Consider the following 25,840-nt stretch of genomic DNA (forward strand, 5'->3'; position numbering starts at 1 on the left):
CTCCGGAGGCCGCTACTTCGAGAAGTTCGACGCCGCCCACTGGATCGAGGCGATCTTCGCCTGACCCGCGACGCTCGGGTGGAAGTAGTCGGTGGTCCCGATCAGGCCCTTGGTGACGGGGGTCGCGGTGAGCGCTCCGCCGTCCCAGTCGCAGAGCTGACCGGCGGCGCTGCACGCCGTCTGCAGCGCGGTGTTGTACTGCGTCGTCCGCGTCTTCGCGGCAGCGGCGGAGGCGGCCGCGGCGGTGCTGCTGAGCCTGCGGCCGGTGGAGCTGACGCCGCGCGTGGTCCGGCAGAGGTCGCCGCCCGCCCAGACGAGCGCGCCGACTCCGGTCTTCACGACCGACCACTCGGAGGCCACGTTCGGCATCGACGAGAGGACGATGCGGGCGGAGGGCCACGTGGTGCGGATCTTCGTGATCGCGACGGAGGCTCCGGTGCGGAACGTGCTCGCCGGCGTCATCGTGTAGCCGTCGGAGGCGACGCGGTTGTCGGGAGAGCAGAGGTCGTTGCCGCCGATGAGCAGGGTGACGACGTCCGGCCGCACGCGAGCGGCGACCGCGGCGTCGATCCGCGAGGGGACCTGCGCGACGACGTCGCCGGTGGTGGCGAAGTTCGCGGTCGTGACGGTGGTGCCGGGGAGCGCGGTCCGCAAGCGGGAGGCGAAGGAGTTCACGGAGGAGCTGGTGCCGGTGGACCAGTTGTTGCGGGGGCAGTCCGCGAAGGAGCCGCAGGTCCCGTAGGCCTGGGTGATGGAGTCGCCGAGGCTCAGCACCGAGAGGGTGGCGGGAGTGGCGGCGGCGGCGGCCTGCGCCGGGAGCAGCGCGGCGGCGAGGGCGAGCGCGGCTCCGACGGCGAGGGCGCGGACGCGGCGGCTCGGGGTCGGCGGGCGGGAGAGGGAGAGGCTCATGGGGGACCGTTCTCGAGGGGGAGGACGGTGGGGGAGCCGTCGGTGCTGACGCTAGGGGAGCGGCGCCCCGGATGACCCCGAACGGGTGACCCCAGAACGGGCCGGATGTGCGCGACGGCAGCGGATCCGGTCGTCCGGCGGGCGGAACCGTCTGGAAGGCGAGCGTCCTCTCAGCCGCCTGCCACCGGCACGATCCGCAGCCGGCTCATCGCCCAGACCAGCGCCCCCGACGCGAGGAACGCGACCGCGATCCCGACGACGAACACCGACACCTGCCCGTACCCGGTCGCGGGATCCAGGAACGGATAGGGCACCCAGCCGTCCGTCGCTCCGCGGATCAGCACCACGACGAGCCAGACGATCGGGTAGACCACGACCAGCCAGAGCCTGCGCCACGGCAGCGGAGGGCGATCCGCGAGCAGCAGCCAGTCGAGCAGTCCGTAGACGGGGAACAGCACGTGCATGACGGTGTTGGCCCACGGCAGCGCCACTCCGCCCGCCACATCGGTGAGGAGGGTGTTGTACACGAGGCCGACGACGATGATGTACCCGGTGAAGGCACCCCGCGCCAGTAGGAGCCCGCCGGGCGCGGGACGGCGGCGGAGCGCGAGCACGGCGGTGGCTCCGAGCACGACGGCCAGCACGATGTTGCTCTGGATGGTGAAGAAGCCGAAGAAGTTGAACGGGTTCAGCGGCGTCCGAGAGGCGGTGTCGACGGCCGTCGCGATCACGGCCACCAGAACGGCGGCGGCCACGAGGAGGCGGAGGAGCGCGACCGGCACGCGGGCCGACTCCGCCCGGGAGGAGGGAGCGGGCGGCGTCATCGCTCGAGCGTAGCGCCGGAGCGCCTACCCTGTCCCCGTGCTCACGATCGGTGTCGACCTCGCTGCGGAGCCGGTGCGCACCGCTCTCGCCGCCCTCGAGTTCTCCGGCGGCCGGGCCGTCGTCCGCTCGCTCGTACTCGGCGCCGAGGACGCGACGATCGTCGAGGCGTCACGGGACGCGGCGGTCATCGGGATCGACTGCGCGTTCGGCTGGCCGGTGGAGTTCGCGGCGTTCGTCTCTGCGCACACGCGACGGGAGGTCTCGCCGCGGACGCTCGCGGGACGCGACTGGCGCCGCCGCCTCGCGTACCGCGAGACGGACCGGGTGGCGCGCGAGGTCACCGGCCGCTGGCCGCTCAGCGTCTCGACCGACCGGCTCGGGATGACCGCGATGCGCTGCGCGGAGCTGCTCGACGCCTTCGCCGCGAGCGGGGAGGACGTCGACCGCTCCGGGCGCGGACGGCTCGTCGAGGCGTACCCGGCGGCGGCGCTGCGGCTCTGGGGAGTGGACACCACGGGGTACAAGACGCGACCGGAGGCCGTGGCGCTCGCCGCGGAGTCGCTGCGACGGGCCGCGCCCTGGCTCGATGTGCCGGCGCCCGCGCTCGCGCTGATGAGCCGCTCCGACGACGCGTTCGACGCCGTCGTCGCCGCTCTCAACGCCCGCGCCCACGCCCTGGGCGCGACCATGCCGGTGCCTCCCGAACTGCAGGAGGCGGCGGAGGCCGAGGGGTGGATCGCGGTCCCGACCGGATCGCTCGCGGAGCTCGCGGGCTGATCCGGCCGTCTCGACGGGTGTGCGCTCAGGCCGGGATCTTCGCCCCCAGCAGGCCGGCGGCGACCTCGGCGGCCCGCTCGGCCTCCTCGACGGTCGAGAAGGGTCCGGTGGGGACGAGGGAGGGCGCGGTGGTCAGTCGGGCGTCGATCTCGAGTCGGAACCGGGGCAGCTCCGCCCCGGGAACGACGACGATCCTGACTCCGTTCCGGCTCCATCGCGCGGGTTGGATAGAAGAAATCTGTGTCATGGTGCTCTCCGCTTTCGCGATCATCCGCACGGGTGGCTGACGCCTCGACCGTGCACGCTTCACGCTACGTCCGGTGCCCGTCTCTCCGAACGGGCTTGACCTCTCAGGCTCGTCGGGCGTAGCGCGTCATTGCAGTCGGTCGAGGGTGTCGCTGATCCGCCGCAGGCACTCGATGAGGACCGACATCTGCGCGGCGTCCAGGTCGGCGAGCACCTCGCCCTCGGCAGCGACGAGATTGCGCATCGCCTCGTCGACCCGCTTCGTGCCCCGCGGGGTGAGCGAGACGATCTTGCTGCGGGAGTCGGCGGCGTTCTGCTCGCGGACCACGAGCCCGCGGGCCCCGAGGCGGTCGACGCGGCTGGCGAGGTTGCCGCTGGACAGCGCGAGGTGCGTGGCCAGTGCCGAGGGCGTCATCCCGCCCTCCCCGCGCTGCCGCAGCAGCGAGAGGAGCTCGAACTCCCACGGGGCGAGATCGCTGACGGCGAAGGACTGCCGCCGCACCTCCTGCACGCGCGGGCTGAGGCGGCGGAGGCGGGAGACGACGTCCAGAGGCGCGAGATCGAGGTCGGGCAGGGCCCCGGCCCACGCGTCGATCACCAGATCGACATCGTCGTCTTCGCGCATGCCCCGATTATCCCCGCACGGCGCGGGCGCCGACGACGGGTGGTCCGGGGAGGCCGGCGGGCCTAGCCTGTGCGGACGACGGGCGGGCCGGTCAGGCGCGGGCGGCCCGGACGTAGGCGACGATCGCGTTGGCGTGGCCATGGCCCAGGCCGTGCTCGGTCTTCAGCCAGGTGACGACCTGCAGGTGCGGCTCGGAGCGCAGACGCTCGTCGGCGAGGTCGAGCCAGTCCTGGACGGGACGGCCGTAGGTCTTCTCGATGCTCGGGAAGTACGAGGCCGGTCCCTTCGGCTTCGCGCCGTCGGCGGGCGGTTCGGGAGCGAGCACGCGGTCGGTCATGCGGTCACGATAGCGAGCCGCGGTCAGGTCGTGTAGGCCGAGGGGTCGAACCGGCCGAGCTCCTCGCGGAAGGCGAAGGCGAAGTCGGGCCAGAGCAGCGTGAGTCGCCGGTTGTCGTCCAGGTACCAGCTCTGGCAGCCGCCGTTGGTCCAGACGGTGTCGGCGCTGAGGGCGTCGAGGCGTGCGACGGAGGCGGCCTCGGCCTCGGCGGTGACCTCGAGCCGGTCGGCGCCGGAGACCGCGAGGTGGTCGAGCGCGGCGAGCACGTAGGCGATCTGCGTCTCGATCATGTGCACCGCGGAGTTGTGGCCGAGGCTCGCGTTGGGGCCGTTGACGACGAAGAGGCTCGGGAAGCCGTGGACCGCGGTCGACTCGTACGCGACCATGCCGTCGGCCCAGCGGTCGGCGAGGAGGACGCCGCCGCGGCCGCGGATGCGCCGGGCGAAGGGCGGCCGCGTGGAGTGGAAGCCGGTCGCGAAGACGAGCACGTCGACCCCGTGCGGGACGCCGTCGTCGCCGAGCGCGGCCCCCTCCTCGAGGCGCCGGAGCGGACCGGGGACGACGCGGACGTGCGGCTGCGCGAGAGCGGGGTAGTAGTCGTCCGAGAGGAGCACGCGCTTGCAGCCGATCTCGTAGTCCGGAGTCAGCACGGCGCGGAGCGCGGGATCGATGATCTGCGCCTCGAGGTGGCCGAGCGCCTCCGCCCGCAGCCGATCGATGGCCTCGGGCACGGCGACACGGCCGGCGAAGCCGAGCTCGGCGCGCCAGAACAGCTCCTCGCGGAGCCTCGCGAGGGCCCCGGGCGCACGGGAGAGGGCTCGGCGCTCCTCCGGCGGGTACGGGCGGTTCCGGCGGGGGACGACGTACGGGGCCGAGCGCTGGAAGAGCACCACCTCGGCGGCGCGCTCGGCGAGGTGCGGCACGATCTGCACGGCGGAGGCTCCCGAGCCGACGATGCCGACGCGCTTCCCGTCGAGATCGACGTCGTCCCGCCAGCGTGCGGAGTGGAAGGCGGGACCCGCGAACGAATCCAGGCCCGGGACGGCCGGGAGGCGTGGCTCGGAGAGGCGCCCCGCGCAGACGAGGAGGACCGCGGCGGAGTAGTCGCCCCGGGAGGTGCGCACCCGCCAGCGGTGCGCCTCCTCGTCGAAGACCGCCTCGAGCACCTCGGTCCCCAGCCGGAGCCGCGGCGCCAGGCCCTCCTTCTCGACGACGCGCTCGAGGTAGGCCTGGATCTCGGCCCCGGGGGCGTAGAACGCCGACCAGTCGGCCTCCGGGGCGAAGGAGTAGGAGTAGAGGTGCGAGGGGATGTCGCAGGAGACCCCGGGGTAGACGTTGTCCCGCCAGGTCCCGCCGATCCGCTCGGCGCGCTCCAGCACGACGAACGAGGTCCCGCCGCGGCGCTCCAGGCGGACCGCGGCTCCGAGGCCGGCGAACCCGGCGCCGATCACGACGACGTCGACGTCCATCAGACCGTCGTCCTCGCCAGGACGCTGCCCGCCGGGTCGCGGTGCGGATCGGCGAGGAAGTGCTCGAGGACGGCGAGGAGCTCGGCGGGCCGCTCGGCGAGCACCGCGTGACCGGAGTCGAGGACGGCGTAGCGGGCGTCGTCGATCGCGCCGAGCAGGGCCTCGGCGCCCTCGACTCCTGCGACGGCATCGGCGGAGCAGCCGACCACGAGGGCGGGAACCCGGCAGTCCGAGGCGGCCGCAGCGACGTCGGCCCGGGCGGAGGCGGCGAGCATCCTGGCGGCGTCGGCGCCCCACGGGGAGGAGGCGGTGGCCGAGCGGACGGCGAGGAGCCGAGCGGCCTCCTCCTGCGCTTCGGGCGGCAGCATCGGCCAGAGGCGCGCCGTGCGGAGGAGGCGCTCCGTCGGGCGCAGCCATCCGGCCACGAGGGCGAGGGCGCGCACCCGCCGATCGCCCGTGGCGAGGGCCACGGCGGCTCCGAGCGAGTGGCCGATCAGGACGGCCTCCTCGGCGCCGAGCGCGTCCAGGGCGGCGCGGACCGCGGCGGGTCCGTCGCGCCAGGGGTCGCCGAGATCGGCGAGTTCGAGCGCGGCGACGCGGTGGCGCCGCGCCAGCATCGGCAGCAGCAGCCCGGTGTCGCTCCGCGCGCCTCGGCCGACCCCGGTCAGCAGCAGGACCGCGCGCGGGCTCTCGGCGCCCGCGGTCAGCAGCCGCACGGTGGCGCTGTCCGACTCGATCCGCTCCTCCCGGACCAGATCGGCCTGGCGCCGCAGGTACTCGGAGCGGGTCATGACGCCCGGCGGGTCCCGCGGACCGGGAGGCGCATCCGCTGCGGACCCGCCGCTGCGACAGGCTCCGCCCGCAGCGCCCTCTCCGGCGCGACCACGCCGTACGTCGTGGTGCGCTGGCGCCAGCCGCGGCCGATCTCGCCGCTCAGCCGGGCGACGGTCGCGATGTCGAGCGAGCGGTAGGCCTCCGCTCCGGCCTCGGGCCGCAGGGCGCCGTCGAGCAGCAGGCCGCCGAGGTCGTCCGCCCCGCCGCGGAGGAGGACCTGCGCCGCGTGCAGTCCGAGCTTGGTCCAGGCGGTCTGCACGTGGGCGATCCGGCCGTGGAGGACGAGCCGTGCGACGGCGTGCACGGCGCGGGTCTCGCGGAGGGTCGGCCCGCCCCGGCTCGCGCGCACCACGGCGGGAGGCGCTTCCGCCGGGACGAAGGGCATCGCGATGAACTCGGTGAAGCCGCCCGTCTCGTCCTGGATCGCCGCGAGCGTGCGCAGGTGCGCGAGCTGCTGCTCGGGGGTCTCGACGTGTCCGTAGACCATGGTCGAGGTGGAGCGGAGGCCGCTGCGGTGCGCGGCCGTGATCGCCTCCCGCCACTCGGCCACGGTCGGGTCCGTCCCCTCGCTCAGGACGGCGCGGACGTCGTCGTCGAGGATGCGGGCGGCGGTCCCCGGGACGGAGTCCACGCCGGCCTCGCGCAGAGCGTCGAGCATCGCGGGCAGGGTTCGGCCCGTGCGCCGGGCGACCTCGAGGATCTCGCCGGGCCGGTAGGCGTGCAGGTGCAGCGAGGGCTGCCGCTCCTTCAGCGTTCGGACGATCAGCAGCAGATCGTCGCCCGGGTGCTCCGGTCCGATCGCGCCCTGGAGGCAGAGCTCGGTGGCGCCGAGCGCGACCGCCTCGTCGGCGAGCTCCTCCAGCCGCTCGACGGTCAGCCCGCCGACTCCCCAGAGGGAGGTGTCGATGTTGCGGTTGACGACGACCGAGACCTCGTCGCCGGCGGCGTCGTGCCGCAGGTCGTCCGCCAGAGCGGAGAGGGCGTCGAGGTCGTCGCCGTCGGCTGCGAGCAGGGCGAGGTAGTCGGCGTCCTCGAGACCGGCGGGGTCCGTCTTCGCCCGGGCGAGCACGGCGCCGAGGGCGGGCGCGACCGGTCGGGGCAGGGGGTCGAGCGAGTCGCGGTAGGGCCGGGGGAGGACCGCCGCCGCCTCGTCGGCGAGCCAGGTCCCGCGGTCGGCGAGTGCCTCGACGTAGGGAGCGACGCGCGGATCGATCCAGGTGGCCGAGTCGCGGAGGTACTGCGGGTGGGCGGTCAGCCGCTCGTGCAGCCGGTAGCCGGCCGCCGCGGTGAGCCGCGCGAGGTCGTCGATGTTCGGCCAGGGGCGCTCCGGATTCACGTGATCCGCCGTGAGCGGGCTGACACCGCCCCAGTCGTCGACCCCGGCGCGCAGCAGCAGCCCGAGCTCCTGCTCGTCGGTGAGGTTCGGCGGCGCCTGGATCGTCGCCTCAGCGCCCAGCACGAGGCGCGCGACCGCGACGTTGGCCACGTACTCCTGCAGCTCGAGGTCGACCTCGTTCTGCATGGCCGTCCGCGGCTTCGCGCGGAAGTTCTGGACGATGCACTCCTGCACGTGGCCCCACCGCTCGTGGGACTCGCGGATCGCGAAGAGGGCGTCCGCCCGCTCCGCCGCGTTCTCGCCGATGCCCAGCAGCACGCCGGTGGTGAAGGGGATGCGGCTGCGGCCCGCGTCCTCGAGCACGCGCAGGCGCAACGCCGGGTCCTTGTCCGGGGAGCCGTAGTGCACACCGCCCTTCTCGGACCAGAGGCGCTCGGCGGTCGTCTCGAGCATCATGCCCATCGAGGGCGCGACCGGGCGGAGCCGCTGCAGCTCGGCCCACGACATCACGCCGGGGTTCAGGTGCGTGACCATGCCCGTCTCGCTCATCACCAGGACGGCCATCGCGCGCACGTACTCGAGCGTCGAGGCGTAGCCGTGCTCGGCGAGCCAGGCGCGGGCGACCGGCCACCGGTCCTCCGGGCGGTCGCCGAGCGTGAACAGGGCCTCCTTGCAGCCGAGCGCGGCACCGGCGCGGGCGACCTCGAGGATCTCCTCCGGCTCCATGAAGGTCGACTCGCGCTTGGCCGCGAGCCCGCCCGGTGTCTCCACGAAGACGCAGTAGTGGCACCGGTCGCGGCAGAGCTTGGTCAGCGGGACGAAGACCTTCCGCGAGTAGGTGACGACGCCGGGCCGTCCGCGGCGGGCGAGTCCGTCGTCGCGCAGGCGGCCGGCGGCCTCCAGCAGCAGGTCGAGGTCGTCGCCGCGCGCGCCGAGGAGCTCCTCGGCGGTCTCGCGCGTCAGCGCCTCGCCGCGGTCGAGCCGGGCGAGCAGGGTGGCCGTGGTCATGCGGGAGCGGCCCTTCCGAAGGGGGTCGTGGCGGAGGCGGGAGGTCAGAGCGCGCGCAGCCGCGGCGCGAGGTCGCGCTCGAAGGCGTCGAAGAAGCGCTGCTGGTCGTCGCCCGGGGCGTGGAAGACCAGGTGGGTGAAGCCCGCGTCGACGTAGGGCTTGATCTGCGCGACCGTCTCCTCGGGGTCGGAGCCGACGATCCAGCGCTTCGCGACCTGCTCGATCGGCAGCTCGTCGGCGGCGCGCTCCATGTCGACCGGATCGGTCAGCGAGTGCTTCTGCTCCGGCGACAGCGAGAGCGGCGCCCAGAAGCGCGTGTTCTCGAGCGCGAGCGCCGGATCGGGATCGTAGGAGAGCTTGATCTCGATCATGCGGTCGATGGTCGAGGAGTCGCGATCGGCCGCCGCGGCGCCCTCCTCGACGGCGGGGAGCAGCTTCTCGGTGTAGAGCTCCATGCCCTTGCCCGATGTGCAGATGAAGCCGTCGCCCGCGCGGCCGGCGTACTTCGCGACGACGGGGCCGCCCGCCGCGATGTAGACCGGCACGCCGCTCTCGGGCTTGTCGTAGATCGACGCCTCGTGCGTGGAGTAGTACTCGCCGTCGAAGGTGACGCGGTCGCCCGCCCAGAGCGCGCGCATCAGCCGCACGGCCTCGCGCAGGCGGGCGAAGCGCTCCTTGAAGTCCGGCCAGGTCTGCTCGCCCGCGCCCTGGTAGCCGGTGGCGACCTCGTTCAGCGCCTCGCCGGTGCCGACGCCGAGCATGATCCGCTCGGGGTAGAGCACGCCGAGCGTGCCGAACGCCTGGGCGATGACGGCGGGATTGTAGCGGTAGTGCGGGGTCATCACGGAGGTGCCGAGGGTGATGGTGGAGGTGCGCTCACCGGCCGCGGCGAGCCAGGCGAGGGAGAACGGCGCGTGCCCGCCCGTGTGCCGCCACGGCTGGAAGTGGTCCGAGACGACCGCGGTCTCGAAGCCGTGCCGCTCGGCGCCGACCGCGAGCTCGACGAGCTCCCGGGCGCCGAACTGCTCCGCCGATGCCTTGTACCCGAGCGTGATCGTCATCTGCAGCCTTCGTGAGAGGTGGGACGGCCCCCGGAGCGGGAGCGGCCCCTCCATTCTGCGCCCGCCGCGGCGCCCGGCGGGACGGGTGGACGCACCCGGGGGAGGCGTGCCCCGATCCCGTGCTGGGGAGGAGCGTCAGGCCGGCGGAGCGGCGATATTCACCATCCAGCCGACGCCGTAGCGGTCGACCAGCATCCCGAAGCGGTCGCCCCAGGGCGAGGCGACCAGCGGCTCGACGACCGTGCCGCCCTCGGCCAGGCCTTCCCAGTAGCCGCTCAGCTCGGCGTCGTCGTCGCCGAAGAGCGCGATCGTGATGCGGGCGCCGCTCTCGGCCGGGCTCGAGGAGGGGGAGTCGGAGCCCATCAGGATCATCCCGCTCGGCGTGACGAGCTGGGCGTGCATGATCCGGTCCTGGTCGGCCGGATCCGCGCTCATCCCGAAGTCGCCGAAGCGGCTGGAGCTGAGCTCGCCGCCGAGGACGTCCCGGTAGAACTCCATCGCCTCCTGCGCGGAGCCGTCGAAGCCGATGTAGGGGCTCAGTGAAGTGGGCACGGCACGCCTTTCCGTCGAGGTGCGCCCAGTATCTCCGCGTCCCGACGCGAGCACCAGGGGTGTCCTGCAGAAGGTCCGCCCCCGGCCCTCAGAGCTCGTCGCGGGTGGGCGGGTTCGCGCCGGAGCGGGAGGTCGTGATGCCGGCGACGTGCGCGGCGTGACGGCCGATCGCGTGCAGGGCGGGGCCGTCGAGGAGCATCCCGTTCGCGGCGCCGAGGCCCTGGCGGAACGCCTCGTCGAGGATCGCGCCCATCGCGGAGTCGCCGGCGCCGATCGTGTCCGCCACCACGATCCGGGCGGCGGGCACGGTCACCCGCGTGACGGCCGAGGCCAGCAGCAGTCCCTCCGCGCCGCGGGTGACGACCGCGAGCTGCGACCCGAGGGAGAGCAGCCTGCTGAGGACCTCGTCGAGCTGCATCGTCGGGTAGAGCCACTCCGCGTCCTCGTCGCTGAGCTTCACGACCTCGCACGCGGCGGCGATCCGCTCGAAGCGCGCGAGCGCCTCGGCGTGCGCGCCGACCAGAGCCGGGCGGATGTTCGCGTCGACGCTCGCCGTCACTCCGGCGGGCAGAGCCTCGAGGAGCTCGAGCACGGCGGATCCGCCCGGCTCGAGGAAGATCGCGATGGAGCCGGTGTGGACGTGGGAGGCGCCCTCCGGGTCCGCCGCCGGCGGGTTCCAGGAGAGGTCGAAGACGTAGCGGGCCGACCCGTCCGCGGCGAGGACCGCCCGAGCGGTGCTGGTGCGCTCCGAGTCGCCGTGCCGGACCTCCACGCCGGAAGCCGCGAGGTGGGCGCTGATGCGGCGGCCGCGCTCGTCGTCGGCGATGTCGGTGACGAGGGTCGCGGGCCGCCCGAGTCGGGCGAGCGTGAGGGCGACGTTGGCCGGGGAGCCGCCGACGTGCTCCGTGGCGCTGCCGTCGCGCTCGACGATGTCGATCAGCGCCTCGCCGATGACCAGGGTGCGGGAAGCCGGGCTGACGCGCTCGTCGGTGGAGGACATGCCGACATCATGCCGGGTGACGGGGTCGCCCCGCGACGCGCAGGGCCGACCGGCGCAAGCGGCTCGCGTCCCGCCCGCGGTCTCAGCCCCGGTCGCGCAGGTCCGCCAGCACCGCGTCCACGGTCGTGATCTCGATCAGCGGCGCGTACAGGGACATGGCGTCGAGCGCGCGCTGGTGGTCGGCCTCGGAGGCGCCCGCGCAGGCGTCCGCGGCGACCCTGACCCGCACTCCGGCGTCCGCGGCCGCCAGCGCCGTCGAGAGCACGCAGCAGTCGGTCGAGACGCCGGTGAGCACGAGCTCGCGGGAGTCGTCGAGCTCGGCCTCGAGCTCGGGCCCCCACTTGCCGAAGGTCGTCGCGGTGATCGTGCGGTGGCCCTCGAACCCGGCCACGAGCTCGTAGAGCCGGTCGCTCTCGGGGACGAGCGCGAACGGCCACTCGCGGTAGTAGGGGATCCACGCGCCGGCGGGCCGCTCCGGGGCGACGAAGCGGGTGGTCACGACCCGCTCGCCGAACGCCGGGAGGAGCCGGCGGATCCCCTCGGCCGCGCGCTCGAATCCGCCGGATCCCCACGGCGACTCGGCGTCGGCGAAGACGTGCTGCAGGTCGATCGCGACGAGCAGGCTCACGCCGAGGCCTCCTGGCGGCGGACGGCCCCGCGCGAGAGGGCGAGCGTTCCCGCGAAGCCGATCACGAGCGCCACGAGGACGCCGAGGTTGGCGCCGGCCCAGTCGCCGTCGCGGCCGCCGAGCGGGCCGAGGAGGTAGCCCTCCCACTCGAACCCGGGGGAGTAGTTGACCACCAGGCCCCAGCCGACGACCGCGCCGATCAGCACGAGGGCCACGGGGACCGCCGACACGCTGCCGTAGCGGCCCCGGGAGTCGTACAGGGCCTCCTGGTCGTAGTCGCGCCGACGGAGGAGGAGATCGGCGAGGAACACGCCGAGCCAGGCCGCGATCGGCACGCCGAGGGTGATCAGGAAGCCCTGGAACGGGCCGAGGAAGTCGCCCGCGACGAACACGACGTAGACCGCTCCGAGGACCATCAGCACGCCGTCGATCCCTGCGGCCACCGGCCGCGAGACCTTGAGCCCCGTGCTGAGCAGTGCCAGGCCCGAGGAGTAGATGTCCATCACGGCCCCGCCGATCAGGCCGAGCAGCGCGACGACGATGAAGGGGAGCAGGAACCAGGTCGGCAGGATCCCGGCGAGGGCTCCGATCGGGTCCGCGGCGATCGCGTCCGAGAGCTCCTGCGAGGAGCCGGCCAGCAGCAGGCCGACCACCACCAGCACGACAGGCGCGACCGCTCCGCCGATCGTCGTCCACGCGATCACTCCGCTCGTGCGGGCACCGCGGGGGAGGTAGCGGGAGTAGTCGGCCGCGGCGTTCACCCAGCCCAGCCCGAAGCCGGTCATCATGAACACGAGCCCGCCGATGACCGCGGCGGCCGAGCCCGCGGGCAGGGCGCCGACGGCGGCGAGGTCGATCCGGTCGAGGACGAGCACGACGTAGACCACGGTCAGCACGGCGGTCGCGACGGTGATCGCGAGCTGGAGCCGCATGATCAGGCGGAAGCCCGCGATCCCGGCGATCACGATGAGCGCGGCGACCACGATCAGCGCGACCACCTTGGTGAGCACGCCCCCGTCCCAGCCGAACTCCTCGAACACCGTCGCCGTCGCGAGCACCGCGAGGGAGGCCAGCACCGTCTCCCAGCCCACCGTGAGCAGCCAGGAGATCACCGAGATCAGGCGGTTGCCGTCGACCCCGAAGGCCGCCCGGCTGAGCACCATCGTCGGGGCGGAGCCGCGCTTGCCGGCGACGGCGACCAGACCGCAGAAGAGGAACGAGACGACGATCCCGATCACGCTGACGAGCGTCGCCTGCCCGAAGGAGAGGCCGAAGCCGAGGAGGAAGGAGCCGTAGCTCAGCCCGAGCACGGACACGTTCGCGGCGAACCACGGCCAGAACAGGTCGCGAGGGCGGCCGTGCCGCTCCGACTCCTGGATCGTGTCGAGGCCGTTGAGCTCGATGCCGCTTGCGGGGCGGGTGCTCGGACGATCGGGGGAGGTCATCGCGTCCTCGTTCTCAGGGGTGCCGGCCCTGCGCCGGAGCTGTGACGAACCTACAGCGCCCCGCGCTCGAACAGCAGCCGGAGCGATTCGAGGTCGTCCGCGACCCGCGCGCAGTCCTCGTCCCAGTCGTCGAGGCTCATCCCGGGGCGCCGCCGCACGGTGAAGGCCACCTCGGCGCCGTCCCCGTTCACGAGCACCCGGAGCGGATTGTCCACCACCGTCCCGTCGGGGAGCGTGACCTCGTGGTCCGCGACGCCGAACGGGTTCTGCGGGGCGAAGCGCACCTCGACCCGGCCCATCGGCGAGTCGGCGAACCAGCGTCCGTCGACCTGCTCGAGCGCGGAGGAGGCGAGACCCGCGGCCCACCGCGGGAGGTTCGCCGGGTCGGAGACGAAGGCGTACACCTCCGCGGCCGGAGCCTCGATCACGACGCCCACGGGGCGCGATTCGTACAGGGTCATCCGCTCGTCCTTCCTCTGCAGCCGGTCAGTGCTCGTCGCCGAAGCTGGCGACCAGCAGCGCGGCCAGCGCCGTCCGCTCCAGCATGCCCTCGATGCCGATCGCCTCGCTGCGCGCGTGCGCACCCTCGCCCGGGGCGCCGAGCCCGTCGAGGACCGGCAGGCCCAGCGCGGCGACGAGGTTGCCGTCGCTCGCCCCGCCGACCGCGATCTCGCGGAGGGGGACGTCGATCCGCTTCGCGACCCGCTCGGCCCTGCGGTAGAGCGCGGCGACGGAGGCGGTCCGCTCGAAGACGGGCCGCTCCCAGGAGCCGCGCACCTCCAGCCGGATGCGCGGGTCGGCGGCGGCGAGCGCGTCGAGCTCGGCCTCGACACGGGCGGCCTCGGCGGATCCGCGGATCCGCGCCTCCAGCTCCAGGCGCACGCGGGCCGTCGTCACGTTGACCCGCGAGCCGCCGGAGACCACTCCGATGTTGACCGAGGTGCCCTCCTCCTCCCGCGCGATCGCCAGCACCCGCGGGATCAGCGAGCCGAGCTCGTGGATCGCGCTCGCCCCCTTCTCCGGCTCGACCCCGGCGTGCGCCTCGACCCCGACCACGTCGATCACGAAGCGCCCGATGCCCTTGCGCGCCGTCTTGACCGCGTCGCCGATCGCGCCCTCGAACACCAGGACCGCGTCGGCGCCCGCGCACTGCCGCTCCAGGAACGGGCGGGAGGCGGCGCTGCCGATCTCCTCGTCCCCGCTCATCACCAGGCGGACGGCCGGATGCGGGACGCCGGCGTGGCGGAGCGCGGCCACCAGCCACACCATCTGCACCAGCCCGGCCTTCATGTCGTAGCTGCCCGGTCCGCTCAGGCGGTCGCCGTCGACGGCGAAGGGCCAGGAGCGGGTCGTGCCCAGGGGCCACACCGTGTCGTAGTGGCCGAGCAGCGCCACGAACGGACGCGTGCCCCGGTGCGGTCTCGCGCCGCCGCTCGCCGGGACGGTCCAGCTGGTCGCGGTCGGCGCGTCCTGCGCACGCCGGTGCTGCACGTCGGCGTCGTGCCCGAGCCGCTCTCCCACCCAGTGCACCAGGAAGGCGTGCAGCTCGCCGAGCGCCTCGAGGGAGTCGCTGGGGCTCTCGATCATCACGAGGTGCCGGACGTCGTCGAGCATCCGCGAGCGGTTGTCGCGGAGGAAGGAGCGCACGCGGGCGGCGTCGTCGGCATCGGGGAAGGTCATCGACTCCGGAGTACCAGAGTGCGGCCGCTCGCGCGAACCGGCTGAACCGTTCGGGCCCCCGTAACGTTGGTGCAGGAAGAGGTGGAGATGTCCGAGGATCAGGCCCAGATGCTGCGTGCGCTGCACGACGAGCACGCCAGCGCGCTCTGGCGGTTCGTGCTGCGCCTGACCGGCGACCGCCAGATGGCGGAGGACGTCGTGCAGGAGGCGCTGCTGCGCGCCTGGAAGCACCCCGAGATCCTCGCCCAGGGCGAGGCCGCCGCCCGCTCCTGGCTCTACACCGTGGCCCGGAACCTCGTCATCGACGACCGCCGCAGCGCCCGCTACGCCCGGGAGCTGGGCACGGACGAGGTCCCTGAGCGCCCGACCGCCGACCGCACCGACCAGGTGCTCGACGCCTGGCTGCTCTCGGACGCGCTCAGCGGACTGAGCCACGACCACCGCGCCGTCATCGTGCACGCCTACTACGGCGGCCGCACGGTCACCGAGATCGCCGCGCTGCTGGGGATCGCCCCGGGCACCGTCAAGTCGCGGATGCACTACGGGATGCGGGCCCTCAAGCTCGCACTGCAGGAGCGGGGGGTGACGGAGCTGTGAGCCGCGACCCCTCCTCCGACGACCGGCGCGACGACCCCTTCCGCGACTGGGACGCCGCGTACCTCCTCGGATCCCTGACCGCTGCCGACCGCCGCGAGTACGAGCTGCACCTGCGCGCCTGCCCCGGCTGCCGCGAGTCCCTCGCCGAGTTCGTCCCGCTGCCGGGCCTGCTGGCCCACCTGCCCCAGGACGAGGCGATGCGCCTGGTCGAGGAGCCGGAGGCGGCCGGCGATCCGGCTCCGGCGGCACTGCTGACCCGCCTCGCCGCGGCCACCGACTCCGTCCGCCGCCGCAGCCGGCTGCGCATCGCGGGCCTGGTGCTCGCCGCCGCGGGCGTCGCGGCCGCCGCCGCCGTCGCCCTGCCGCTCGCGATCGGTCCGTCCCTCGCCCCCGTCGAGACCGTCGGCTCGACCGTCTCGCTCGCCGCGGCTCCGGGCGTCCCCGTCGAGGCCTCCGTGCGGTTCGTGCCGCAGCAGTGGGGCACGCGGATCGACATGGACTGCAGCTGGGCCGACACGGCCGAGCAGTACGCGGGCTCGGCCGGCTACGTCCTCTACGTCACGGACACCTCGGGCGGCACCGAGGCCGTCGGATCGTGGACGAGCGCGCCGGGGACGACGATGGAGCCCAGCCTCGCCACCGGGCTCCCGCTGTCCGAGATCGCCTCGGTCGAGGTGCGGCTGCAGGGATCGGACACCGTCGTGCTCACCGGCCGCCCCTGAGCGGGCCGCCGGATTCCCAGGTGCGCGCTCGGCGGACTGAGTAGCTTCTCAGTCATGACGATCGCGACCCTCGCCCTCGCCCCCGCCTCCGTGGCGACCGCCTCCTCCTCCGACAGCATCGACGAGCTCTCCGGACTCGTCGGCGTCGCCGCGCGGGTGATCGCCGCGCTCGGAGAGGCGGGCGTCGGCCTGCTGACGCTGATCGAGACGGTGTTCCCGCCGATCCCGAGCGAGCTCGTGCTGCCGCTGGCCGGCTTCCTCGCCCAGCAGGGCCGGATGAACCTGGTGCTGGTCGTGATCACGGCGACCCTCGGCGCCTACCTCGGCGGCCTGATCCTCTACGCGCTCGGCCACCGCATCGGCACGGAGCGCTCGATCCGCCTGCTCTCCAAGCTCCCGCTGGTCGACCGCGAGGACTTCGAGAAGGCGGTCGGCTGGTTCCGCCGGCACGGCACCTGGGCGGTCCTCTTCGGTCGCCTCATCCCGGGCGTGCGCAGCCTCATCTCGCTCCCCGCGGGGGCCGAGCGGATGAACCTGCTGCTGTTCTCGGGACTGACGATCCTCGGCTCCGGCGTCTGGAACGGCCTGCTGATCGGCCTCGGCGCGGCCCTCGGCACGCAGTACGAGCTCGTCGACCAGTACGCGGGCGTGCTCGACGCGATCATCTACAGCGCGTTCGGCGTGCTGCTGCTCGCGCTCGTTGTGCGCCGCGTGCGGCGGCACCGTGCCGCGGCGCGCACCGGATCGCGCCACTGACCTGCGTCCTCGGGCGGGCGGGCGCAAGGCCCCGCGCCACCCCGCCCCGGTGCCCTAACGTTCGAGGGGTCCGCACTCCCCGACGCGAAGGAACGCCATGTCCGAGACCGCCGCGCCCACGATGTCCCGCACCTCCGTCGAGCGCTGGTGGATCATCGCCGTCTCGCTGATCGCGATCGTGCTCGGCGTCATCGCCGTCCTGATCCCCGGTCCGACGCTGCTGACCGTCGCCATCGTCTTCGGCATCCACCTGATCGCCGCGGGCGTCTTCCGCCTGCTGCTGGCCTTCACCGCCTCGCGGCTCGATGCCCGGGTGCGCTGGCTCGCGGGCCTGCTCGGCGCCCTGATCCTGGTCGCGGGCATCCTGTGCCTGTCGAACCCGTTCGAGTCGCTGAGCGTCCTGGGCCTCGTGATCGGCGCGGGCTGGATCCTCGACGGCGTCTCGAGCATCACCAGCGGCCGCACCGTCGCCGGCCCCGCGTGGCTGCCGATCGCGGCAGGGATCGCCTCGGTCATCGCGGGCGTCCTGACGATCATCATGCCCGTGCTGGCGCTGGCCTCCTTCGTCACGGTCGCGGCCATCCTGCTGATCGTCGTGGGCGTCTCGGGCCTGCTCCTGCTCCCGGGCCGCACGAAGCGCCCCGAGAGCGCCGAGGCGTAGACCGCGCGGATGGCCGATCCCGATCTCGTCCCCGAGCTGCTCGTCGCCGACCTCGACCGGAGCCTCGGGTTCTGGTGCGGTCCCTGCGGGTTCCGGATCCACTACGCCCGGCCCGAGGAGGGCTTCGCGTACCTGGTCCTCGGATCCGCGCACGTGATGCTCGAAGAGGCGGGGCGGGGCCGCAACTGGATCGCTGCACCGCTGGAGCGCCCGCTCGGCCGGGGGATGAACCTGCAGCTGCACGTCGACGACGCGGACCGGACGGCGGCGGCGCTCGCCGAGGCCGGGACGCCGCTGTTCTCGCCGCTCGAGACCCGCTGGTACCGGGTCGGAGCGGAGGAGGCGGGCGTCCGTCAGCTGGTGGTCGCCGATCCCGACGGGTACCTGCTGCGGTTCCAGTCGTCGCTCGGACGCCGACCGGCCCGAGCGGACGTCCCCGTCGCTCCCTGACCGGCCGACTGCGCCACCATCCGCTCGGCTCAGGACGTCATGCCAGCGAGTGACGACCGTGACACCGCGCGGCTGGTTCCCTCGGAGACATGACGCAGCACCCCGCCACCGCGACCCTCCCGCAGGTCCCGGCCGCCGCCCCCTCCGAGCCCGCGATCGAGCAGGCCGCCTCTGCGGAGCACGAGCCCCTCGTCCGTCCGGCGGACCTGGTGTCGGCGCTCACGGGCGTCGCGCTCTGCTTCTTCTCCCTCTTCGTCTACGCCATCGCGCACTGGCAGTACTTCGGCACGGACGTCGACGAGGTGAGCGTCCTCGGCTGGCTCGCGCCGCTGATCGCCGGCGTCGCCTGCCTGCTGTCGGCCGTCGTGTCCGTCGGGGTCCGCGCCTCCGGGCGCCGCGCCGAGCGGACCGCGGCATGATCCCCGTCCTCGCCGGGCCCGGCCTCGAGGCCGCGGAGCAGCTCCTCGTCCGCGCCGGATGCCTCCGCCCCGAGCACCCGTGGGCGGCCGGTGCCGCCACGGAGGCCGCGCCGCGGATCGACTTCGCCGTCCTCGCCGAGCAGGCGTGCCTCCTCGACCTCTCGGAGGAGGCGGTCGCCCGCATCGCCGTGTCGCTCGCCACCGGCCGTCCCGTCGATCTGCGGAGCGCCTTCGGGCATCTCGCGCGCGACCACGCTCAGCTCGTCATGACCGCGGTCGCCGCTGCCGCCGGGCACCACCGCGTGAGCAGCCGGATCCGCGTGGTCGGCGACGAGCGCCGGATCGAGACGGCGCCGCCCCTGGCCGTCTGGCCCTCCTGAACCCCCCGCCCGCCCCGATCGGGCGGGCGGGCTCGCCGATCCGACCCTGGGCTCCGCGTTCCTCCGATGCTCCGGCCCGGTGAGCCGTACGGAGGTGCCGTGCCGCCGACCCGCGTCGCTACGGCCTTTCGGAGGTGCCCGGTTTAGGGTGTCCGTGTGCAACGAGTCGACGATTTCCCAGGAGCCGGACCGGTGGCGACCTCACCCGAATCCGGTGACCAGGGGGAGGCGTCCGCGCATCGGCTCTCCCCGACGGCGACCTCTCCCGAGCAGGTGACGAGCGGCGAGGCCGGCTACCAGGGCGGCAACGTGGCCGATCCGGTGTGGCAGTCGTGGCGCGACGAGCTCGCCAAGGTCGGCGGTCCGTCGCCCCTGCTCCACTTCGTGGACTCGCCCCGGACGCGCATCGAGCTCTCGACCACGCACCCCGGCGGGCTGCCCCCGTTCATCTCGGGCAAGACGACGCTCCTCTCCTCGCTCATCCGCGACGAGCTCGCCCTGCGCACCGCGAAGAACGCCGCGGGTGCGATCACCGACAAGGGGATCGAGCTGCGCTCGGTCCGCGGCATCGAGGGCGTCCACCTCGCCATCGGCCTCGCCCAGTGGCGCGCCGGCGACACGGAGTTCACCGCACCCGTGCTCCTGCGCCCGCTCGCCATCCGCCGCTACGGCCGCGACTTCGAGCTCAAGCTCAAGGGCCAGCCCTACTTCAATCCGCAGCTCGCGCGCGCCCTCAAGCAGCAGTTCGGCATCACGATCGACCCCGAGCAGTTCGTCGAGCTGGCCGTGCAGAACGGCGTCTTCAAGCCGCAGCCGGTCATCGACCAGTTGCGCGGCCTGACCTCGCACCTGCCGTGGTTCGCCGTGCACCCGCGCCTCGTGGTCTCGAGCTTCGCCGACGTGGCGGGCGACATGCTCCGCGACGCCCGGATGCTCGAGCACCCGGTCCTCGACGCCGTCGCCGGGAACCCGGCCGCCAAGCGGGCGCTGCAGCAGTCGCAGAAGGTGGCGTCGATCATCCCGCAGGACGAGCGTCCTCCGGCGACCGACAACCTCCTCCTCGACGCGGACGCCGAGCAGGAGCAGGTGATCGCGAACATCGCGGCCGGCAACTCGCTCGTCGTGAAGACCCTTCCCGGCACGGGCGGCACCCAGACCATCGTCAACGCGATCGGCGCCCTGGCCGCCCAGCACAAGCGCGTGCTGGTCGTCAGCGCCCGCCGGTCGAGCCTCGACAGCATCCACCAGCGCCTGCTCTCGGCGGGCCTGGGCGGCATCGCGGTCGGGCCCCGCACGCTCCGCCGCGACCTCATCCAGTCGATCGGCCGCAACGAGAAGGCCGCGCGCCCCTCCGTCAGCGAGATCGACGACGCCCTGCTCCGGCTGCGGAAGGTGCTGCTCGACTACCGCGGCGCGCTCTCCCGGCGCGACGAGAGCTTCGGCGTCTCGGCGCTGCAGGCCCTCGAGGAGCTCGCCCGCCTCTCGCAGCTGCGGACGCCCCCGTCGACCGCCGCCCGCCTCGACCGCCGCTCCGTCACCGCTCTCGCGCACAGCCGCCCCGAGGCGACCCGGATGCTGATCGAGTCGGCGCGCCTGGGCGAGTTCCGCTACGGCCCGGGCGACTCGCCCTGGTACGGGGCCCAGTTCGACTCCACCGCCGACGCCGAGATCGCCCACGAGCTGGCCAAGCGCCTGCACCTGCGCGACCTGCCGCGCCTGCTCGACCGCGCCCAGGACGTCATCGGCCAGACGCGGATGCGCCCGTTCGAGTCGGTCGCCGAGCTCGGCATCTATCTGCGCCTGTTGCAGGACGTCCGGGAGACGCTGGACAAGTTCCAGCCGGCCGTCTTCGACCGATCGATCCAGGACCTCATCGTCGCCACCTCGCCGCGCCGCGAGGCCGCCGAGATGTCGTCCACCAACCGCCGGCGCCTGAAGAAGCTCGCCCGTGAGTACCTGCGTCCCGGCGCGCACGTCACCGACCTCAACGCGGCGCTCCGCCGGGTGCAGCAGCAGCGGACGCTGTGGCAGCGCTACGCGGTCGCCGGCACGATCCCCGAGGTCCCGGTCGGCGTCGCCGACGTGCAGGTGGCCTACCAGCAGGTGACCGACCAGCTGAGCCGTCTCGACGAGCCGCTCGGCCGCCGCGGGACGAACCTGCAGCTCGCCTCGCTCCCTCTCGCGGAGCTGGCCTCGATGGTGTCCGGCCTCGCCGAGGACAGCGAGGTGCTCGCCAACCTCCAGGAGCGGACGACCCTCCTCGCCACTCTCCGCGACTGGGGCTTGGATCCGCTGCTCACCGACCTCTCGCGCCGCCACGTGCCGGCCGAGCTGGTCGCGGGCGAGCTGGACCTGGCCTGGTGGCGCTCGGCGCTCGAGATCATGCTGACCGACGAGCGCGCGCTGCTCGGCGGCAACACGAGCGTGCTCGACCGGCTCGAGGCCGACTTCAAGCTCGTCGACGAGGCGCACGCCGCCTCGAGCGCCGAGCTGCTGGCCTGGAAGCTCTCCGAGACCTGGAAGATCGGGCTCGTCGACTGGCCGCAGGAGCGCGACGCGCTGCGCGCGCTGCTGCGCACCGAGGCGGCGACGACCCCTCAGGAGCTGCAGAAGGCCGCTCCGCACCTCTCGCGCGTGCTCGCTCCGGCGTGGCTCGCCTCTCCGTACGAGGTGCACCGCATCGGCACCGAGACGACCTTCGACGCGGTGTTCCTCGTCGACGCCGGGGCGACCACGCTGGCCGAGAACGTCGGAGCGATCCGCCGGGCGAAGCAGGTCGTCGCGTTCGGCGACCCGGTCACGCAGACCCCCACTCCCTTCGGCCTGCGCGTCGACGAGACGCCGGAGTTCGGCTCCACCGCCTCGCGGACCGACGTGGAGGCGCTGCACGCCCAGTCGGCGCTCGCCCGACTCGGCGAGCTGCTCAACACCGTCACGCTCACCCGCAGCTACCGCGCGGGCGGCGAGGACCTGGCCGAGCTGGTCAACCGCCGCTTCTACGGCGGCCGCATCGACTCGCTGCCCTGGGCCGGCTCGTTCCTCGGACACGACTCGCTCCGCTTCCACTACATCGCGAGTGGGCACGGCATGCCCGAGAACGACTCCGGAGCCGTCGAGTCAGTCGACGCCGAGGTCGCGAAGGTGGTCGAGCTGGTGCTCGAGCACGCCGTGATCCGTCCGCGCGAGTCGCTGATGGTCATCACTGCGAGCCCTCGCCACGCCGTGCGGGTGCAGCAGGCGGTGCTGACGGCCTTCGCCAAGCGCACCGATCTGAGCGACTTCATCCTCGGCGACCGTCCCGAGCCCTTCGCCGTCGTGACGCTGGAGCAGTCGGTCGCGCAGAGCCGCGACCGCGTCATCTTCTCGATCGGCTACGGCCGGACGCCCCACGGCCGCCTGCTGTCGAACTTCGGCGCTCTCGCGGAGCCGGGCGGAGAGCGCCTGCTGGCGGTCGGGATGACCCGTGCCCGCCGCTCGATGGACATCGTCTCGTGCTTCCGCCCGGGCGACATCGACGAGTCGCGCATGCGCTACGGCATGGTCGCCCTCGCGCAGGTGCTGCAGGAGGCGGAGGACCGCGTCCAGCCGAGCGACCGCGACGACTACTCGGAGCCGATGCTGGTGGATCTCGCCGCGCGCCTCGAGCGCCGCGGACTCCGGGTCAACATCGGGCACAAGGGCAAGCTGGCCCTCGTCGCCGCGCACGGGACCCGTGCCGTGGTGGTCGAGACCGACCGCGACGTGAGCACGCAGAGCCTGCGCGTGTCGCTGCGCCTGCGTCCGGAGCTGCTGCGCCGGCTGGGCTGGCACTACCTGCGGGTGCACAACTTCGAGCTGTTCGCCGACCCCGAGGCCGTGGCCGCGCGGGTGGCCGGGCTGATCGGTGCGACCGCGGGGGAGGAGCAGACCGCTACTCCCGCCGCCGGCGAGGCTCCTGCTCCCACCGCTCCTGCTGCCGCCGCCGCTCCGGCGTCGGGGGAGACGCAGGCCGTCGAGCCGCTGCCGCGCGACTGATCGTGGCGCAGGATCCCGACGCCCCCGCGGGTGCCGACCGCCCGTTGCGGCGCACCCGCGGCGGTCGGCGGGCGACGCTCCCCGCAAAGCCGGGCACCGATCCGTCCCCGCACGACGCTCCGATCGCCGACCCCTCCGCGCCGCCCGCGCGCCCCGACACCGGCCCGAACGACGCGCGCCTGCGCCAGGACGTCCCCCCGCACTACTGACGTCAGCCGGACCGGTCGGTGATCCGCGAGTCGAGACACGTCCCGTCGGCGACTTCGGACCTCCCCCCGGCGCGCCCCCCCTCGACGAGCGAATGGACGCGTGGAGACAGGACCGATCGGTCCCCGCCAGAGTCGCTCATGGTCCCGATCGGCGACCTCCCGAAGGTGCAGGTGCCGTCCGAGCCGCGTGCCAGCGTTTCGGACGCACCGTTCGCACAACGCTCTGCGAGCCGTTCCCCATCGGGAAGAAGACAGAGCGACTCAGTCGACGTGCTTGCCGGAGTTCGCGGTGGTGGCGGTGCCGTTGTTGGCGAGCAGGTCGCGGATGTCGGCGAGGAGCTCGAGCTCGGTGGGGGCCTTGTCCTCCGCGGCGGGGGCGTCGGCGGCCTTCTTGGCGAACGCGGCGTTCTTGAGGTGGTTGATCGGCAGGACGAACGCGAAGTAGAGGACGAAGGCGACGATCACGAACTGGATCAGGGCCGAGACGACCGAGCCGTAGGCGATGACGGTCGGGTCCTCGCCGTTCTCTCCCGGTCGGATGGTCCAGACCAGGGTCTCGAGGGAGGAGGCGTCGAAGATCACGCCGATGAGCGGGTTGAAGATCCCCGTCACGATCGCGTTGACGATGGTCGTGAAGGCGGCGCCGATGACCACGGCGACAGCCAGGTCGATGACGTTGCCGCGGAGGATGAACTCCTTGAAGCCGTTGATCATGATCGTTCCGTTCTGCCGTGGGCGGTGGGTGGCGGGTCAGCTCCCGGAGGAGGAGCCCGAGGAGGAGGACCCGGAGGAGCCCGAGGACGAGGAGGAGGAGGACGATCCGGAGCCCGAGGACCCCGAGCCGGACGAGGAGCCGCCCGAGCCCGATGAACCCGAGGATCCGGAGGAGGAGCCGCCCGATCCCGAGGAGCCCGACGACGAGTCGGATGAGCCGGAGCCGGATGCGCCCGAGCCGGACGAGCCGGAACCCGAGGAGGAGGAGCCGCCCTCGCTCGACTTCCCGCCGGAGCGGGAGTCGGTGCGGTAGAAGCCCGAGCCGTTGAAGGTCACGCCGACCGCGCTGAACACCTTGCGCAGCGCCCCCTGGCAGCTCGGGCACTCGGTGAGCGTGTCGTCGGTGAACTTCTGCTGGATGTCGAAGGCGTTGCCGCACTGCGTGCAGCGGTAGGAGTAGGTGGGCACAGGGGGCTCCTCGGAGGCGGGTGGGGGAGAAGGAGGACGGGGTCAGTGGCGCAGGTCGACGATGCCGGAGGGAGTGACGACTCCGTCGACGGCCTGGTCGTGGACCTCGCTGGGTACCCGGTCGACGAGCTCGCTGTCGAAGACGACGGCGTAGACCGGCGGGCACTTCTCCATCGAGCCGAGGGTCTTGTCGAAGTAGCCGCGCCCCCAGCCCATCCGCATCCCCTGCCGGTCGACGGTGGCGGCCGGGACGACGATGAGGTCGACGTCGTTGATCGCGATGGGCCCGAGCAGCTGCCCGACGGGCTCGGGCATGCCGAACAGGCCCTGGGTCTCGGTGTGGCCGTCGCCGACCGCCCAGTCGAGCAGGCCGTCCTGGCGCGAGACGGGGAAGAGGACGCGGATGCCGTGGCTCTCGGCCCAGCCCAGGAACGGCCGGGTGCTCGGCTCGTCCGGAGCGGAGAGGTAGCACGCGAGGGAGCGGGCCCCCACGCGGGTGGCGAGCTCGATCAGGTGGGCGGTGATCTGCTCCGCGGCCTGGTCGCGAGCGGTCGAGGTCTGCGTGCGGCGGCGCTCGCGCAGCTCGGCGCGCAGCGCCCGCTTCTCGTGCGTGATGTCGGCTGGCATGCGCTCAGTCTAGAACCGGGCCCCGCGCCGGCCTCCGCGCGGACGACCCTGAGGGACGCTCGTCCCGGACCGCCCCGGAACGGGGTCCGGCGCCTTCCGTCGCCGGTCCTGGCGCGAAACTCCCGCGACTTCCCCCGCCGCTAGGATGGCGCCCCATGGGCACTCGAATCCGCAAAGCAGTCATCCCCGCCGCAGGTCTCGGCACCCGCTTCCTGCCGGCGACGAAGGCCATCCCCAAGGAGATGCTGCCGGTCGTCGACAAGCCGGCGATCCAGTACGTGGTCGAGGAGGCGGCGGACGCCGGCCTCCAGGACGTGCTCGTGATCATCGGGCGCAACAAGAACGCGCTCGCCAACCACTTCGACTCGGTGCCCGAGCTCGAGCAGAACCTGTCCCAGAAGAAGGACGACAAGAAGCTCGAGCACGTCAAGTACGCCAGCGACCTCGCCGACGTGCACTTCGTCCGTCAGGGCGAGCCGAAGGGCCTCGGCCACGCGGTCTCCCGTGCGCAGCGCCACGTCGGCGACGAGCCCTTCGCCGTGCTCCTCGGCGACGACCTGATCGACGCCCGCGACCCGCTGCTCTCGCGCATGATCGACGTCGCCGAGCAGCGCGACACCACGGTGGTCGCCCTGCTCGAGGTCGACCCCGACCAGATCCACCTCTACGGCTGCGCGGCGGTCGAGGCGACCGACGAGGACGACGTGGTGCGGATCACCGGCCTGGTCGAGAAGCCCTCCAAGGAGGACGCCCCCTCGAACCTCGCGATCATCGGCCGCTACGTGCTGAAGCCCGACGTGTTCGGCGTGCTCGAGCACACCGCTCCGGGCAAGGGCGGCGAGATCCAGCTGACCGACGCGCTGGAGCGCATGGCGCAGGACCCGGCCGAGTTCGGCGGCGTCTACGGCGTCGTGTTCCGCGGCCGCCGCTACGACACCGGCGACAAGCTCGACTACATCAAGGCGATCGTGCAGCTCGCCTCCGACCGCGACGACCTCGGCAAGGACCTCAAGCCCTGGCTGAAGGACTTCGTCGCCGGCCTCTGAGCCCCGGCGAGCGCGCCTCCGGAACGGACGGGACCCCCTGCTGCG

29 protein-coding genes are annotated in these 25,840 nt (G+C 73.3%); 11 read left to right on the forward strand and 18 right to left on the reverse strand.

Annotated features, from left to right (window positions below; genetic code table 11):
- Positions 1-12: 12 nt before the first annotated feature.
- Both GTU71_RS01155 and GTU71_RS01160 read right to left on the reverse strand, forming a co-directional pair.
- Positions 13-909: a GDSL-type esterase/lipase family protein gene (locus GTU71_RS01155; RefSeq protein WP_159939121.1), complete on the reverse strand. Its 897-nt coding sequence runs from the start codon at positions 907-909 to the stop codon at positions 13-15.
- Positions 910-1,079: 170 nt separating this feature from the next.
- Positions 1,080-1,733 (reverse strand): Pr6Pr family membrane protein, encoded by a 654-nt coding sequence (locus tag GTU71_RS01160; RefSeq protein WP_104238344.1) that lies wholly within the window; start codon positions 1,731-1,733, stop codon positions 1,080-1,082.
- A gap of 37 nt (positions 1,734-1,770) precedes the next feature.
- Here GTU71_RS01160 and GTU71_RS01165 point away from each other — a divergent pair, with 37 nt between their 5' ends.
- On the forward strand, positions 1,771-2,511 hold the full coding sequence (locus tag GTU71_RS01165; RefSeq protein WP_104225057.1) for a DUF429 domain-containing protein: 741 nt from the start codon (positions 1,771-1,773) through the stop codon (positions 2,509-2,511).
- Between the two features lie 25 nt (positions 2,512-2,536).
- Here the strand turns inward: GTU71_RS01165 and GTU71_RS01170 are convergent, their stop codons facing one another.
- The 13 genes from GTU71_RS01170 to GTU71_RS01230 form a co-directional block, all read right to left on the reverse strand.
- Positions 2,537-2,758, reverse strand: coding sequence for a hypothetical protein (locus GTU71_RS01170; RefSeq protein ID WP_146076606.1), 222 nt, complete (start codon positions 2,756-2,758; stop codon positions 2,537-2,539).
- A gap of 126 nt (positions 2,759-2,884) precedes the next feature.
- Complete coding sequence (locus GTU71_RS01175) at positions 2,885-3,382, reverse strand: MarR family transcriptional regulator (RefSeq protein WP_104261110.1); 498 nt, start codon at positions 3,380-3,382, stop codon at positions 2,885-2,887.
- Between the two features lie 91 nt (positions 3,383-3,473).
- Positions 3,474-3,719, reverse strand: coding sequence for a DUF4287 domain-containing protein (locus tag GTU71_RS01180; protein WP_159939122.1), 246 nt, complete (start codon positions 3,717-3,719; stop codon positions 3,474-3,476).
- Between the two features lie 23 nt (positions 3,720-3,742).
- A complete protein-coding gene (locus GTU71_RS01185; RefSeq protein ID WP_159939123.1) occupies positions 3,743-5,188 on the reverse strand; it encodes an NAD(P)/FAD-dependent oxidoreductase in 1,446 nt (481 codons plus the stop codon).
- Positions 5,188-5,979 carry an alpha/beta hydrolase gene (locus GTU71_RS01190; RefSeq protein WP_159939124.1) on the reverse strand — a complete coding sequence of 264 codons (792 nt, stop codon included), beginning with the start codon at positions 5,977-5,979 and terminating at the stop codon, positions 5,188-5,190. Before GTU71_RS01190 ends, GTU71_RS01185 begins: the two co-directional genes overlap by 1 nt.
- Positions 5,976-8,366, reverse strand: coding sequence for a 7,8-didemethyl-8-hydroxy-5-deazariboflavin synthase CofG (cofG, locus tag GTU71_RS01195; protein WP_159939125.1), 2,391 nt, complete (start codon positions 8,364-8,366; stop codon positions 5,976-5,978). The genes GTU71_RS01190 and cofG overlap by 4 nt, the downstream gene beginning before the upstream one ends.
- A 44-nt stretch (positions 8,367-8,410) precedes the next feature.
- Positions 8,411-9,427 carry a glucose-6-phosphate dehydrogenase (coenzyme-F420) gene (fgd, locus tag GTU71_RS01200; RefSeq protein WP_181067747.1) on the reverse strand — a complete coding sequence of 339 codons (1,017 nt, stop codon included), beginning with the start codon at positions 9,425-9,427 and terminating at the stop codon, positions 8,411-8,413.
- A 135-nt stretch (positions 9,428-9,562) separates the two neighbouring features.
- A complete protein-coding gene (locus tag GTU71_RS01205; RefSeq protein WP_159939126.1) occupies positions 9,563-9,979 on the reverse strand; it encodes a VOC family protein in 417 nt (138 codons plus the stop codon).
- Between the two features lie 88 nt (positions 9,980-10,067).
- Positions 10,068-10,979, reverse strand: a complete 912-nt coding sequence (locus GTU71_RS01210; protein ID WP_159939127.1) for a carbohydrate kinase — start codon at positions 10,977-10,979, stop codon at positions 10,068-10,070.
- Positions 10,980-11,061: 82 nt separating this feature from the next.
- Entirely contained in the window at positions 11,062-11,607 is a 546-nt protein-coding gene (locus tag GTU71_RS01215; RefSeq protein WP_159939128.1) for a cysteine hydrolase, read from the reverse strand.
- A complete protein-coding gene (locus tag GTU71_RS01220) occupies positions 11,604-13,052 on the reverse strand; it encodes a cytosine permease (protein WP_104225067.1) in 1,449 nt (482 codons plus the stop codon). The genes GTU71_RS01215 and GTU71_RS01220 overlap by 4 nt, the downstream gene beginning before the upstream one ends.
- Positions 13,053-13,102: 50 nt before the next feature.
- On the reverse strand, positions 13,103-13,513 hold the full coding sequence (locus tag GTU71_RS01225) for an SRPBCC family protein (protein ID WP_104249452.1): 411 nt from the start codon (positions 13,511-13,513) through the stop codon (positions 13,103-13,105).
- Positions 13,514-13,538: 25 nt separating this feature from the next.
- Positions 13,539-14,732, reverse strand: coding sequence for a M20/M25/M40 family metallo-hydrolase (locus GTU71_RS01230; RefSeq protein ID WP_104225069.1), 1,194 nt, complete (start codon positions 14,730-14,732; stop codon positions 13,539-13,541).
- An 87-nt stretch (positions 14,733-14,819) separates the two neighbouring features.
- Between GTU71_RS01230 and GTU71_RS01235 the strand changes: the two genes are divergently transcribed.
- The 9 genes from GTU71_RS01235 (at position 14,820) to GTU71_RS01275 (ending at position 22,940) form a co-directional block, all read left to right on the forward strand.
- Positions 14,820-15,329 (forward strand): sigma-70 family RNA polymerase sigma factor, encoded by a 510-nt coding sequence (locus GTU71_RS01235; RefSeq protein WP_104225070.1) that lies wholly within the window; start codon positions 14,820-14,822, stop codon positions 15,327-15,329.
- Positions 15,326-16,051 (forward strand): zf-HC2 domain-containing protein, encoded by a 726-nt coding sequence (locus GTU71_RS01240; protein WP_159939129.1) that lies wholly within the window; start codon positions 15,326-15,328, stop codon positions 16,049-16,051. Before GTU71_RS01235 ends, GTU71_RS01240 begins: the two co-directional genes overlap by 4 nt.
- Positions 16,052-16,105: 54 nt before the next feature.
- On the forward strand, positions 16,106-16,807 hold the full coding sequence (locus GTU71_RS01245) for a DedA family protein (protein ID WP_104225072.1): 702 nt from the start codon (positions 16,106-16,108) through the stop codon (positions 16,805-16,807).
- A 97-nt stretch (positions 16,808-16,904) separates the two neighbouring features.
- Entirely contained in the window at positions 16,905-17,468 is a 564-nt protein-coding gene (locus GTU71_RS01250; protein ID WP_104225073.1) for a DUF308 domain-containing protein, read from the forward strand.
- A gap of 9 nt (positions 17,469-17,477) precedes the next feature.
- Entirely contained in the window at positions 17,478-17,918 is a 441-nt protein-coding gene (locus GTU71_RS01255; RefSeq protein ID WP_104225074.1) for a VOC family protein, read from the forward strand.
- A gap of 89 nt (positions 17,919-18,007) precedes the next feature.
- The gene (locus GTU71_RS01260) at positions 18,008-18,337 is read left to right on the forward strand and encodes a hypothetical protein (protein ID WP_159939130.1); all 330 of its coding nucleotides are present in this window, start codon (positions 18,008-18,010) and stop codon (positions 18,335-18,337) included.
- Complete coding sequence (locus GTU71_RS01265) at positions 18,334-18,717, forward strand: hypothetical protein (protein ID WP_159939131.1); 384 nt, start codon at positions 18,334-18,336, stop codon at positions 18,715-18,717. Before GTU71_RS01260 ends, GTU71_RS01265 begins: the two co-directional genes overlap by 4 nt.
- Positions 18,718-18,990: 273 nt before the next feature.
- Positions 18,991-22,731, forward strand: coding sequence for an AAA family ATPase (locus GTU71_RS01270; protein ID WP_244230706.1), 3,741 nt, complete (start codon positions 18,991-18,993; stop codon positions 22,729-22,731).
- 2 nt (positions 22,732-22,733) lie between these two features.
- Entirely contained in the window at positions 22,734-22,940 is a 207-nt protein-coding gene (locus tag GTU71_RS01275) for a hypothetical protein (protein WP_104347214.1), read from the forward strand.
- 261 nt (positions 22,941-23,201) lie between these two features.
- On the opposite strand, the gene mscL is transcribed toward GTU71_RS01275, so the two are convergent.
- The 3 genes from mscL to GTU71_RS01290 are packed head-to-tail and all read right to left on the reverse strand — an operon-like array spanning position 23,202 to position 24,749.
- Entirely contained in the window at positions 23,202-23,654 is a 453-nt protein-coding gene (gene mscL, locus GTU71_RS01280) for a large conductance mechanosensitive channel protein MscL (protein ID WP_181072883.1), read from the reverse strand.
- Positions 23,655-23,690: 36 nt separating this feature from the next.
- Entirely contained in the window at positions 23,691-24,122 is a 432-nt protein-coding gene (locus GTU71_RS01285; protein WP_104249457.1) for an FmdB family zinc ribbon protein, read from the reverse strand.
- Positions 24,123-24,164: 42 nt separating this feature from the next.
- The gene (locus tag GTU71_RS01290; RefSeq protein ID WP_104223219.1) at positions 24,165-24,749 is read right to left on the reverse strand and encodes a 5-formyltetrahydrofolate cyclo-ligase; all 585 of its coding nucleotides are present in this window, start codon (positions 24,747-24,749) and stop codon (positions 24,165-24,167) included.
- 155 nt (positions 24,750-24,904) lie between these two features.
- On the opposite strand from GTU71_RS01290, the gene galU reads away from it, so the two are divergent.
- Positions 24,905-25,795, forward strand: a complete 891-nt coding sequence (gene galU / locus GTU71_RS01295; RefSeq protein WP_104223218.1) for a UTP--glucose-1-phosphate uridylyltransferase GalU — start codon at positions 24,905-24,907, stop codon at positions 25,793-25,795.
- Positions 25,796-25,840: the final 45 nt, after the last annotated feature.

This window comes from Rathayibacter sp. VKM Ac-2762 (genome assembly GCF_009866585.1).
GTDB lineage: Bacteria > Actinomycetota > Actinomycetes > Actinomycetales > Microbacteriaceae > Rathayibacter.